The organism is Veillonella dispar (genome assembly GCF_900637515.1).
Lineage (GTDB): Bacteria > Bacillota > Negativicutes > Veillonellales > Veillonellaceae > Veillonella > Veillonella dispar.
Map to the genome: position 1 here is coordinate 1,973,193 of NZ_LR134375.1, position 11,497 is coordinate 1,984,689.

An 11,497-nucleotide genomic window follows, 5' to 3' on the forward strand; every position below is an offset into this window, starting at 1 on the left:
CTACATAGAATACATTAATTATTCATTTCACTACTAGTTATACTCTTAATTTTTAATAACATCAACGACAAAAATTTATGCTTTTTCCTCAGCTAGCGCATGACGTACGCGATGAGGTTCATTATGAGCTAATTTCCCCGCTGCAGCAGCTGCCACAGCACCTACTAAATCATCGAGGAATGTATTACAATGACCACCAGCCTTGCTATCTAACTTTTTAATGATGCCAGGCTTAACCTTATCTAGATAGCCATAGTTCGTAAACCCTATGGAACCGTATAAATTAACGATGGAAAAGGCTAAGATTTCGTCGATACCATAGAGGCTTTCATCATTTTCTACAATACCTTGCAAGGGCTGAGATAATTTATTTTGTTCCGTCAACTTGTCTAGCTCAATGCCCGTAATAATTGCATTATGTACCTCTCGTTTTGAAAGGACCGACGCCACATGTTCACGGCATTCTTCAATTGTTAGATTGGGCATATATGGTTTTTGAACATATAAAACGAGCTCTGCAATATCCTCTAACGTAACGCCACGCTCTGCCAGAAGATTGTAAGTATATTTCTCTAAATCCTTTGTAGATTCCATAACCGCTCCTTTATTTTTTATGAGGATGATCACCTGATACGATTACAATGCTAACTGGAATTGTCACAACTAATGCTTCATCAGTATCCACATGTTTCGTATGCCAAGCGGCTTCTTTTGCAGCCTCTTCAAAGATCGGATATGCATCGCGATCTAATTTCCAATTATTAGGCCCCGCTTCAACGGCTACAATATTCCCTTTATCATCTGTTTTAATTTCTAGAGGAACAATCAATGTGCCATCGGCACTCGTCTTGAAAGCCTCGCTAGGAATGACTACATTATAAGAAATTTGTTGCTGTAATTCATATGTACGCTTATCTGTGGGCTTTAAATCTGCCGCTAAAGAGCTAATATTCCCCATCATAGACGCCAATACAGCTAATAATACAACCCTTTTAAACATAGTTTTTCTCCCCCAAGTACTTTCCACTACACGCAGTATACGTTGATTATACCACGAAAAAATCCCTACCGAACGTATCGATAGGGATTTCTTAAATTAGATTTTCTTAACCATTTCAGATTTCAATGCCATCGCACCGAAACCATCGATTTTACAATCGATATCATGGCCATCGCTCGCATCAGTGATGAGGCGAATGTTTTTAACGCGCGTACCTTGTTTCAATACGCCAGCGCCTTTTACTTTGAGGTCTTTTACAACAACAACTGTATCGCCATCAGCTAGCTCGTTGCCGTTAGCATCGCGAATGATACCTGCTTCAGCTGCAGCTTGTGCATCAGCCGCTGTCCATTCATGTCCGCACATAGGACAGATAAACATATGACCATCTTCATATGTGTACTCGTCGCCACACTTAGGGCAGTTAGGTAAATTTGCCATTTAGATCTCCTTTTCTCACTACATAATGAAAGTATTATACCATATAAAACTTTATTCCACTAAAATATTATAACCACTCTATAAAATAGTTATATCTCTATTAATCAATGCTTATTGTATCGCATATTAGTTCGCATTATAATAATAATGTAGCCGACGAGGTTGGGAAAATTAAAATAGCCCTTCGTTACAGCTCGTAGCTAGATAAAACGAAAAGGCCATTTCCTGATTTTTTCAGTTTTTTGAGATGAGCCTGACGTCTCTACTCGCTCGGCTATCTACTCATATTATAGGTTGAATACCATATATCGTCAAATTATGATTAATAGGAGGCAGGTTGTAATAACCTGTCTCCTATTTTTATACTAATAAATATATACTAATAACAAAAGAGCCATTAACGTGAGTTAGGTAAAAAATAAACCTAACGTTTAAGACTAAGTACTGCAATACTTAGACACGTTAGGTTTATCAAATTCCTAATTCTTTGATGAGCCTAACGCCTAGAACACGTTAACTGGCTCTTTTGTACTTATAGTATAGTCTGAATTCTAGTGACTGTCAATTTGCTATCCAAGGCGTTTACGCAAGATAGCATAGAGAATAATGCTGACGATAACGCTCATAACGGCTTGAATGGCATTCGTCAAAATACTAGCAATGGCTACGCCTGGATCGAATACGAAGTATTCAGCGATAAAGTAGCCTGCTACGATAACAATACCACCTACAATAGTTGCTACCAATGCAGAGGTAGTTGTCTTATGGTTATAGACAGTACCGATAAGATAGCCTTCAATGCCTTTCACCACGAAGGTGATTGGTACAAAGACTGCATAGCCGAGGAATAAATCAGCTAGCGCCGGGCCGATAGCACCAATATAGGCGCCGTATTTTCGACCTAATAACAGAGCTGATGTCATGATAACGACATCTCCAACATTGAAATAGCCGCGAATGCCAGGTACTGGAATTTTCGTGTACATGGTAAACAGTGTTGCGAGGGCAATCAATACGGCTGTGAGTACTAACGCGGACGTAGTACTGCGGGTTTGAACGTGTTGCATAGCGTCCTCCTTATAAAGAAAATAGGCATGTGAATAATTACATCACATGCCTTTACTATATACCTTTACGATAACATCTGCAAACAAAGGGAATTAACTATTTAAAATACAGTTAAGCGTACTCCTCAAAGCGTTCTTCCACATTGTAGAGAACCTCGCAGTCACAGCCGCCACCTTCGTTAACGATCCAATCTAGTACACTTTCCACATCTACCTTTTGTTTTTCCAAGAATTCTCTGGTGAAAGTTAAACTATGGTCGCAACCGTCATTTGCCTCTAATTTCTCATCTACATAGTCAAAGAGATTCCAAAACAACTCTTCGTCCATAGGCAAACTATCTTTAAACGATTGCTTTTGCTTATCTGCATAAGCTTTTAATAATTCCTTTTTACGCGCTTTATCCATTATAATTGTTCCCTTTTATGTCTTATAAGTTATAGCTCATGACTTATATCTCAAGCACTATTTCTCATATAATTCTGGTCATTCTAAAACTGTGCCGTATTTTAGTTTTGGCAACTTAACTAACTGAGGATACAGCTGTTTAACCTCTTTACAAGATCTTAATGTAAGATGTTCTAGATTATGGAGTTCTAAAATTGGAGAATAGTCTGTATCCATCACTTTAGCGGTCAAGAAGCTAAAAAATCGCAGCTGTTTCATATGACGTAGGAATCCCAAGGATTGAACCTTAAGAATTTTAGGAGCCGCAAAATCACCTTCTAGAGCAAGACTTTCAAGGTGCTTCAGATGCGCTAATGGCGTATAATCATCAATTTTTTGAAAGTTCTCAATCGACAAAGCCACTAAATTTTCTAATTTTAATATAGGCTCTAAACTCGATACACTTCTACCGGATCCAATGTGTAAATATTCTAGTTCTTGTAAGTTCTCTAATTTTGAAATATCTGGATAGACGCCCCATTTTATATGTAATTTTTTAAGTCTACGTTAGGCACACACTGCATCAAATAAATCCTGTGGCATTCTTGTGCAAAACATTAGCTCTGTAAAAGTATCTGGATTATTTACTAGGAAATCACACCACTCCATCCAAATTCGCTTCTTATCTTTAGCAGAATAATCTTCATCGAGCTGTGTGCAGTTGATTATCAACTTGTCTTCACCATCATATTCAGAGACCTCTACAACAGACTTAGGTCGTGTATCAACCTTATGATAGTAGTCAAATCCATATTTAATTTGCTTTTCTGTTAACACTGCCATGTTACAATTCCTCTTCTTCGCCAGTCGCATAATTGGTTAGGCTATAACTAGATCCATAGCCAACAAATTTTAACGACCTTAGCAAATCGATACAAGTACGTTCCCATTAGCGTCTAGCACTTGTTTATAGAAGCGTTTCATTTGTTCAAAATCATGAAGAAGTTCATCTTTGATTTCTTCCTCTTCCTCATCGTAGTCCCAGATATCTGGATATAACTCAGCCTCTTTGCAGGCTGCCATATCAAAAGTTTCGAGAGCTTCTTCCATGTTAAACTGTTCTAGAGCCGCCACGATATCTGCTAACTTATCGTGTTCGGTATACGCTAAGTAATCCGATATTTCTTCAACAGCTGTTATGCCAAGTACAGCTTGGCTAAGAGGGTTATTATCATCCTTATGGTCTGTTCCTACGCCAGTTAGCACAAAGTGAAGTACATCCCACATCTTATCGATATCGAGCAATAATTCATCATCGTCATTCCACTCTTCAACGCTTTCAAGAATTTCCTCTTCTTCTGAGCCCATAGCTTTAAGCTCTTTTAAATTCGCATCGCTTAAACAGCTATAATTTGCAATTAGTCCCATAATTTATTCCTTTCATAAATTCTTCTAACCATTAGAAAAATAAATTTTCCGATTCTGTAACGCTTCCATCATCTTCATGGAAATAGCAGGTATATACAGGTTCACGATGCGCCGCGTCATAGAATTTCTGTAAAATAGGTGAAAGTTTCATTTCTATTGGTATATGTAAAGCTTTCATAATGGGTTCCCAAAGTTCCATTGGCGAATAAGAGATAATATGAGACTGCTTATTCTGACCATATTCTTCAAGTGTTGCCGCATCAGAATACTTACTTGAGTCACAGTAATCATGCCAACAAATACTAAAAACGATTAAATGAAATAAATCGTCCATACTTTCAGCTAAACGACCGGCGGCACCCTCGCTACTCCAATACCCTATGGAGCCGTCCTCCAATAGATGATATTCACCGCCAGCGCCATCTACAGCAAATGCCATACCGGGCACAGAGAACGTGCAGCGACCTTCAGCCGTATCTCGTTCCTCCAGCGTATCTAGCAAGCGAAAATCGAATAGCGTATCAAAATCTTCAGCTAACTTGGCATCATTTCGCAATATATCTAAATAATCCATCTTACACGCTCCTATTAGCAGAAATTATTCCGAGCAATTTAGCCTCTCCTTCATTAGATGTATCTAATAGCGGAATAGCTAATAAAAGCACTTGCTGGGAGTAATAATAAAAGCTAAAAAATAAATCATCAGGAAATACGTCTTCTTCCTCATATCTAAGAACATCATCGTCTTCATCATATTCTTCCGACCAAAGGTATTCTTCGTTGAGCATATCCTCAAAGTTCGGCAATGGATCTACATGCTCTAGCATAAGACCATCTCGAATGCACTCAGCAATCACAGTAAACAACTCAACCAACTGTTCTGCTAAATACTGAGCCACCTCATTATGAGCTCTCTCTTCCTGAGCTTTCTTAAAAATACGAAGCAAGAAAATCATGGCAAATGGTGTAGCATGCCACAATGTCAATTGGTGCTCAATATTCTGTGCTAATGCCTCACCAGCCGCATCAACAACTTCTATGCTTTCCATATTCCACAACACATCAAGCTCTGTAGGAAAGTCTGTAGCACGGCCGTAGGTTGTGGTTAACCGGTGCCACGGTATATCACTGACTTTTACAGTTTCTATATATTGTTTCGTCACAGTATCCATTATAGTTATACCTTTATATATACGCCCTTGTAGTAACGCCTTCGACCAATGATTATTTCTCAATAACCTCTTTCACCAGTTCATAGGTATCTATGAGACGTAGTTTTCCAATCCGCGGATTATCTGTAATCTCCTCATAGATATCCTCTAGCGTCCCTGCTGGTGCTAGTTTCCATAGTTTACACGGATATAGTTCAACGCTTCCAATGACTTCCAAATGATCTAGCAATAGGCCTAGGTCTTTATGGTTAAACCAACAATCTGTATCGATGCCGAAATTTGTATTGTCTTTCCGGCAAACGATTTTACTATTTAAAAATTGCTCCATTGTTGGTGTTTCTTCTTGTAAAAGCCGCGTACAGGCTAAATGATATTCGATTTTCCGCGGCGATTGATCCACCTCAGAAACGAATATAGCACCATAGTTTTTTTCAAACTTAACAGCTAATACATCGCCCACCTTAAAATGAGGTTCTCTCTTCGTTTTAGATTTACGAACCTTAAGCGGCTTCGGATTTTCGCTTTGTAGCTGCGTAGCTAACTTATCTAATACCTTTTGACGCTGCTTAAGAGCCTTATCATCGATTTCTAGCCAAAACTCATGAGGACCCTGAGCGATGATGTCTAAGGCTTTCTGTTTAATGTCAGCTGATAGATGCCCTATCTTCCACAACGAATAGGCCACTGCAGTCCAATAAATCTCTGTGTAAAACTCATCAGTACAAAAATTTTGTTCCTCACTTAAGATTTCAGAAATTATGGTATCAACACTGACGCCATCCTTGTACCGCTCAACAATGGCATTATAAATATCATGACCGTCATCACTATCTATGATTTTCACACCGTCAATCGCCATAAACGTCTCCTTTAGGACAACAGCTCTTATTCCATCTCGCCGTGAGTCGCTATAAATTCATCCTTAATCTGTTGCAGTTCTTGCTTAGCAACCATGTATTGTTTTAAATCAATTTGTCCCTTTTCTTTTTGTTCAGTTAAGGCTTTTTCTTTGTTTTTGATTGTAATCCAATCTAACTGTACACTAAAGTCAGTATTCACTCCGTCACTATTTTCTCGTAATGCCAGTAATGCAAATACTTCGTCCATATCAAGATTAAATATGTTACTTTCAAGATTGATAGGTTCAAAATAGTAACGAACTGTATCTGCACCAAATTCATCGTTTAATTTGGCCCATTCTGCCCCTGAAAGCACGGTAAACCCAAGCGTATCGTTTCCAAGGCTTTCAGTAAACCAACGCACCTCATAATCAGGCTGAACGAAGTCGTTGAAGTATTTGATAGTTACATCCCGATCTTTCTCATCACCGTAAGGAATTAAGAGTTCATTATCGCCCTTTTGTAGCACAATATCGTCACCATAAGGCTTGCCATTACTAACGGTTTGAATATCGATTGGCTCATCCATCATATCATTGAAATAACGAACCACATCTTCGTCATCCTCGCGCTAGTCAATCCAAATAATAGCCTCAGAATCAAATAAATCATCTAAATCCATATCATGACTAAAGAAATCTTTAACTAATGTATACATATCTTCCATAATCTCTCCTGCATATCACTTATTTTTTAGATAGTCTACAACACCCGTGTCACCAATTTAGTACAACTCTATAAGGTTTCGTAAATCACATCTTGTTGAGCCGTAAAGTCTTCATCAAAACTAACTAATATATACAAATGCCCTGCCGGGGATTCTCCCACATCATAGCCTAGTGCAAATGCATCGTAACAACCTGACTTATCTAGCATAATATCGGTTAAGATTAGTACAATAGACTCTTCTTGCGGTATTTCCTGTTGTATGAGTTCCTGTGCTAGTTGATCTAATTCATCTAATTCAACAGATAATTGTTTCCACATTGGTAGTGAAAGCACCTCAGTCTCAGTATAACTAGTACAACTAATATTGATTTTTTGAAAGGCTTGTCCTTCATTCTCTAAACGATTAATGCCCAATCTGCGAGATACAAAGTAAACGCCATACGGTTCTTCAGACCAGCTTTCAACATTCCATAATGTCATTAATTCCAATTTTCTCATCAGGACGCTCCATTAGTTAATCATCCTGCAATATCCGCATCAACAGGGTTCCCATCCGCATCAATATGAGCTATGATACAGTGCCCCCAGAAGATATCATCGTCGTCATAATATACCTCTATGGTGCCATCGTTGCGAAACGCTAATTCTCCCATCGTAATACGCTTGGCAAATACGTCTGATGTAATCGGATCTTGGTCGTCATTATCGAGCCAATCATTAGCAAGGTCTAGCAATTTTTCACTAATATAGGTACTAATTCGTTGTTCAAATGCTTTGAAATTATCGATTGTATTGAAAGCAGCCAATGCTACTGTGCAGCTTTCATCAGACCCCTCATCCACATCAAGGGTGAATGCATAATCATCAATTCTCGCTGTGTAATATTGATACTCTCGATTTAACAGGAAATCACCCCTGTCAGTATGAAGGTATTTAGGTGTTTTCAAATAAGCCGACAACGCCTCTAACTCACTATGTTTAGCATGCTCCTCTAACACCTCAAGCACATAATAGCGATTATTCCAAGAAGGACGCATATAGCCCAAATCCTCTAAAGGCTTTGCTTTCTTAACCAACAATTTGTAAACGCCATGGGGCTCAAAACTATACCCCCAACCATTGTCAAAACCTTCAATAATCCACGTCAAAATGCCTTCGCTACGGTCAAGCACGCCAGTGCGAGTATCTAGGATAGCATCGGTAGACACAAGCGGTCTATGGTACTTCTCTAAATAAGGACTAGCCCCATTTGCATCACTGCGCGGCAATGCATAAATCTCAAACGCTTCCGCTTCAAACTCTGCTTCATATTCTGGTACACGTACAATACTCATATGACTCTCTCCTGTTCATCACATTTTACGGTGCAAACTATTTACAGTTCAGAACTACATCCTTTTATAGATGATGCCATAGCATAATTGTTTCTATAACATTAAAATGTTTTATTGTATCACAAGCGTTCAGCTACATCGATTCTATGTAATAGCTCTTTCGCTAGTTCTTGGGCTGTTTTAAATTCCTCATTTGAAAGCACCATAAGTACAAAGCTATCTGTTCCTGTGTCCATGCCTACTAACGTATAGTTTTCCCACGTAGAATTAAGACTAGCACACCAGTCCATAATAACTTGATCTTCATCTAATGCTGCTGTATCAATAGTTAGATTTTCTTTAGTATCTAAAGACTTATTACATATTAACTTCTGTACATAATAAATAAAATCCTCTAGTTCACATTTACAGTCTAACTCTACGGCATATCCTTTAGAGACTAGTTTCTCATAGAGGTTCCACCAACTATCTTCTAATTCTTCCAAGGAGCGCAACTTAACCTTGGTCATAAACGACTTAGCTTGTTTAGCATCGCCTAACAACAACGTTGCTAACTCTGTAAATGTCGATCGCATCTGATCGATATCTAGATACACTGCTACTACACACAAACTACAATCAGGTACTCTGCGTTTTTTCATAAAAGCCCGCATCATCTTCACTGCATCAGGATAACTTACATCAGCCATACGATACGTCTTACCATCTATGTCTAAGAATATATCTACTGCATCTGGTGTTTTACCTACACGTGCTTTCATGGCTGTACATCCATCGATGGCATGAGGTGGGTATACCTCCATGTACATATAAAATCCATCATGCATAGCCTGTAAAGTATTATCTATTCCGACTATATTAAAACCATTTCCATTAGAACCAGGGCTCTTCAAGCACCATTCTTCGTATTCATCAAATAGTTTTTCTTGAATCCAATTGTAAAAGCTCATATACTACTCTCCACTATATACTGTCGCTTACATTTAATGTTTAACGGAATATGTAATTGAATATGTATCTTAATTATATCATTATTAAGGAATACTTATAATAAAAGCATAGGATAAAAAAACTCCTACAAGAGAAACCTTGTAGGAGTTTTGATTCTATTATTTAGATTCTAATTTAGCTGCCAATTCAGTATATTTTCGTTCTAACTCATTATATTTTTCAGATAGGTCTTTCATATCTTTCTTAAGTTGTGCTGCATCTTCAGTAGTTACCTCTTCAGAGCTTTTACCAAATTTGAAATTAGCACCTAAGCTAATAGAATTACGGCCGTTACCAACGGTAGTAGCAGCATTAAACATTGTGTTTTTATTAGGGCGATAGAACGCACCTAACGCCGCTGCATTAGCATTTTTATAATTACCAAAGCCAACGGAGTAAGACCATTTGTCATGTTTATCGAAATCTAATGGATGCAAACCAGCGAGTGCTGCAGAAGCGGCCGCTACGCTAGACACTTGTTGATCAGTGTAGGATTTAGCTTCATTTAAGCTATTAGCGCCACCATTAACAATACGATTATTTAATGTATTAATATCGCCTTCTATAGTAGTGATACGGTTTTCATGATTATCTACCACGTCTTTAATGGCATGTAATTGGGAGCCATTGACTGCATCAGTAGATGTAGCAGATACACGGCCTGCCGCTACATTTGTAATCGTACGTTCTGCACCACTATCACCAATGCTCAATGTACCAACCGCACTTCCACCAGCAAAGTTATAGGTTCTACCGCCGATAACACCAGAGTTAGTAGATACAGCTGTAGCAGTAACAGACTTAGCACCTAAAGCAATACTATTGTCTGTAGCAGCCATCGCATTTGTACCGATAGCGATACCATTTTCCTTAGTTGTACTTGCACTATGACCAATTGCTAAAGAGTCCTTTTCTGCTGCATTCGCTAATGTACCAGCAGCAAAGGCACTTTTACCAGCACTAGTAGAATAATTGCCTAATGCCACAGCGTCTTCATTAGAAGCCACTGTTTTAAAGCCTAATGCTGTGGAGTACGCACCACTAGCATTTGCATAGGAACCAACTGCAGTTGTATTCATAGCCGTTGCCTCTGTATTAAAACCAAACGCAGAAGATTGATTGCCTGTACCACTTGCACTATAACCTACTGCTGTAGCATAATCATTTTTTGCTTTTGCATTATAACCAATCGCTGTACCCATATCGTTATTGGCCTTTGCATTATTACCGATAGCAACAGTATTTTGAGCAGTTGCTTCGGCTTTACGACCAATTGCATACGCATCATCATACGTTGCTTTCGCACTGTCGCCAAAGGCAATAGCATTATTACCTTGAACCTTGGCACCAGTACCACCTACCAAAGCATTATTGCCTTTAATGGTGTTATTCATGCCCAAAGCTACAGAGTTCTGACCATCAATACTATTACGGTTACCAATTAATAAAGAGTTAATTGCATTGTCATTATTAGCATGGTTAAAGCCACCTGCGATGTTATTAGTACCACCAATAGTATTGCTAGTACCTACTACCAAGCTGTGAGTAGCAGAGTTTGTATTATACCAACCTGCTACGATACTGCCTGGGCCAGATACAGTATTATTAGTACCAGAGGTGATAGTATCATTAGCGGAAGGTCGAACGGTATTCTTGTCGCCACCAAGCAATATATTTTTTACAGGAGAGAACATACCCTGCTCAACTTTATTATCCCCACCATAGGCAATAGAATTTTGCATATTTAATGGTGCAGCAGTGGTAGCGCTAATATCTAAATTAGATGCGGCAAACGCTGTTGTAGTAATACTTGCGGTAATCATAGCCGTTAAAAGTAATTCTTTTTTCATGTGTTTTACCCCTTTTTAAGACAACACAAACAATGTACTCAAAAAAAGATTCAAAGTTACCTAATGAAACCTGAATCGTATAGCGCCTCTCTATGCACCATTCATGATTTAACATGAATAAAATATGAATATCACTCTAATATTATAATTCTAGCTCATAAGAATTGCAAGAAAATGCAATTTCCAATAAAACAGATAAGTGTATGCCTCACGACCAATCCACAAAGCAGTCTAAAGACGACAAAGAAAAGAGCCAAGATTT

At 38.4% G+C, this 11,497-nt stretch carries 16 protein-coding genes; all 16 read right to left on the minus strand.

The genetic code is table 11. The features are described from left to right. Positions 1-75: 75 nt before the first annotated feature. The 16 genes from EL171_RS09265 to EL171_RS09335 all read right to left on the minus strand — a co-directional run bounded on the left by EL171_RS09265 (position 76) and on the right by EL171_RS09335 (position 11,235). On the minus strand, positions 76-594 hold the full coding sequence (locus EL171_RS09265; RefSeq protein WP_039968854.1) for a phosphatidylglycerophosphatase A family protein: 519 nt from the start codon (positions 592-594) through the stop codon (positions 76-78). Between the two features lie 10 nt (positions 595-604). Next, positions 605-1,000, minus strand: a complete 396-nt coding sequence (locus EL171_RS09270) for a hypothetical protein (protein WP_005385055.1) — start codon at positions 998-1,000, stop codon at positions 605-607. A gap of 96 nt (positions 1,001-1,096) precedes the next feature. Then, positions 1,097-1,441 (minus strand): zinc ribbon domain-containing protein YjdM, encoded by a 345-nt coding sequence (locus tag EL171_RS09275; RefSeq protein WP_005385054.1) that lies wholly within the window; start codon positions 1,439-1,441, stop codon positions 1,097-1,099. A gap of 569 nt (positions 1,442-2,010) precedes the next feature. Further along, positions 2,011-2,508 carry an ECF transporter S component gene (locus tag EL171_RS09280; protein ID WP_005385053.1) on the minus strand — a complete coding sequence of 166 codons (498 nt, stop codon included), beginning with the start codon at positions 2,506-2,508 and terminating at the stop codon, positions 2,011-2,013. Between the two features lie 112 nt (positions 2,509-2,620). Further along, a complete protein-coding gene (locus EL171_RS09285; protein ID WP_005385052.1) occupies positions 2,621-2,914 on the minus strand; it encodes a DUF2695 domain-containing protein in 294 nt (97 codons plus the stop codon). Between the two features lie 78 nt (positions 2,915-2,992). Continuing rightward, positions 2,993-3,316 carry a hypothetical protein gene (locus EL171_RS10020; RefSeq protein ID WP_005385050.1) on the minus strand — a complete coding sequence of 108 codons (324 nt, stop codon included), beginning with the start codon at positions 3,314-3,316 and terminating at the stop codon, positions 2,993-2,995. 144 nt (positions 3,317-3,460) lie between these two features. Next, on the minus strand, positions 3,461-3,736 hold the full coding sequence (locus EL171_RS10025) for a hypothetical protein (RefSeq protein WP_232013628.1): 276 nt from the start codon (positions 3,734-3,736) through the stop codon (positions 3,461-3,463). Positions 3,737-3,814: 78 nt separating this feature from the next. Next, positions 3,815-4,321: a YfbM family protein gene (locus EL171_RS09295; RefSeq protein WP_005385046.1), complete on the minus strand. Its 507-nt coding sequence runs from the start codon at positions 4,319-4,321 to the stop codon at positions 3,815-3,817. 31 nt (positions 4,322-4,352) lie between these two features. Beyond that, positions 4,353-4,895 (minus strand): hypothetical protein, encoded by a 543-nt coding sequence (locus tag EL171_RS09300; RefSeq protein ID WP_005385045.1) that lies wholly within the window; start codon positions 4,893-4,895, stop codon positions 4,353-4,355. A 1-nt stretch (position 4,896) separates the two neighbouring features. Next, positions 4,897-5,493, minus strand: coding sequence for a hypothetical protein (locus EL171_RS09305; RefSeq protein WP_039969293.1), 597 nt, complete (start codon positions 5,491-5,493; stop codon positions 4,897-4,899). Positions 5,494-5,545: 52 nt separating this feature from the next. Then, positions 5,546-6,352: a hypothetical protein gene (locus tag EL171_RS09310; RefSeq protein ID WP_005385041.1), complete on the minus strand. Its 807-nt coding sequence runs from the start codon at positions 6,350-6,352 to the stop codon at positions 5,546-5,548. A gap of 26 nt (positions 6,353-6,378) precedes the next feature. Then, positions 6,379-6,945 (minus strand): hypothetical protein, encoded by a 567-nt coding sequence (locus EL171_RS09315; protein ID WP_232013629.1) that lies wholly within the window; start codon positions 6,943-6,945, stop codon positions 6,379-6,381. 182 nt (positions 6,946-7,127) lie between these two features. Beyond that, entirely contained in the window at positions 7,128-7,559 is a 432-nt protein-coding gene (locus EL171_RS09320; protein WP_005385038.1) for a hypothetical protein, read from the minus strand. 20 nt (positions 7,560-7,579) lie between these two features. Next, positions 7,580-8,395 carry a DUF2262 domain-containing protein gene (locus tag EL171_RS09325; RefSeq protein ID WP_005385037.1) on the minus strand — a complete coding sequence of 272 codons (816 nt, stop codon included), beginning with the start codon at positions 8,393-8,395 and terminating at the stop codon, positions 7,580-7,582. A 119-nt stretch (positions 8,396-8,514) separates the two neighbouring features. Next, the gene (locus EL171_RS09330; RefSeq protein ID WP_005385035.1) at positions 8,515-9,345 is read right to left on the minus strand and encodes a DUF6630 family protein; all 831 of its coding nucleotides are present in this window, start codon (positions 9,343-9,345) and stop codon (positions 8,515-8,517) included. 159 nt (positions 9,346-9,504) lie between these two features. Beyond that, complete coding sequence (locus tag EL171_RS09335) at positions 9,505-11,235, minus strand: YadA-like family protein (RefSeq protein WP_005385034.1); 1,731 nt, start codon at positions 11,233-11,235, stop codon at positions 9,505-9,507. Between the last annotated feature and the right edge of the window lie 262 nt (positions 11,236-11,497).

Bases quoted from the DNA above. Each gene is read 5' to 3' on its own strand.
- EL171_RS09265 (WP_039968854.1), bottom strand. From the start codon at position 594: ATGGAATCTACAAAGGATTTAGAGAAATATACTTACAATCTTCTGGCA.
- EL171_RS09270 (WP_005385055.1), bottom strand. From the start codon at position 1,000: ATGTTTAAAAGGGTTGTATTATTAGCTGTATTGGCGTCTATGATGGGG.
- EL171_RS09275 (WP_005385054.1), bottom strand. From the start codon at position 1,441: ATGGCAAATTTACCTAACTGCCCTAAGTGTGGCGACGAGTACACATAT.
- EL171_RS09280 (WP_005385053.1), bottom strand. From the start codon at position 2,508: ATGCAACACGTTCAAACCCGCAGTACTACGTCCGCGTTAGTACTCACA.
- EL171_RS09285 (WP_005385052.1), bottom strand. From the start codon at position 2,914: ATGGATAAAGCGCGTAAAAAGGAATTATTAAAAGCTTATGCAGATAAG.
- EL171_RS10025 (WP_232013628.1), bottom strand. From the start codon at position 3,736: ATGGCAGTGTTAACAGAAAAGCAAATTAAATATGGATTTGACTACTAT.
- EL171_RS09295 (WP_005385046.1), bottom strand. From the start codon at position 4,321: ATGGGACTAATTGCAAATTATAGCTGTTTAAGCGATGCGAATTTAAAA.
- EL171_RS09300 (WP_005385045.1), bottom strand. From the start codon at position 4,895: ATGGATTATTTAGATATATTGCGAAATGATGCCAAGTTAGCTGAAGAT.
- EL171_RS09305 (WP_039969293.1), bottom strand. From the start codon at position 5,493: ATGGATACTGTGACGAAACAATATATAGAAACTGTAAAAGTCAGTGAT.
- EL171_RS09310 (WP_005385041.1), bottom strand. From the start codon at position 6,352: ATGGCGATTGACGGTGTGAAAATCATAGATAGTGATGACGGTCATGAT.
- EL171_RS09320 (WP_005385038.1), bottom strand. From the start codon at position 7,559: ATGAGAAAATTGGAATTAATGACATTATGGAATGTTGAAAGCTGGTCT.
- EL171_RS09325 (WP_005385037.1), bottom strand. From the start codon at position 8,395: ATGAGTATTGTACGTGTACCAGAATATGAAGCAGAGTTTGAAGCGGAA.
- EL171_RS09330 (WP_005385035.1), bottom strand. From the start codon at position 9,345: ATGAGCTTTTACAATTGGATTCAAGAAAAACTATTTGATGAATACGAA.
- EL171_RS09335 (WP_005385034.1), bottom strand. From the start codon at position 11,235: ATGAAAAAAGAATTACTTTTAACGGCTATGATTACCGCAAGTATTACT.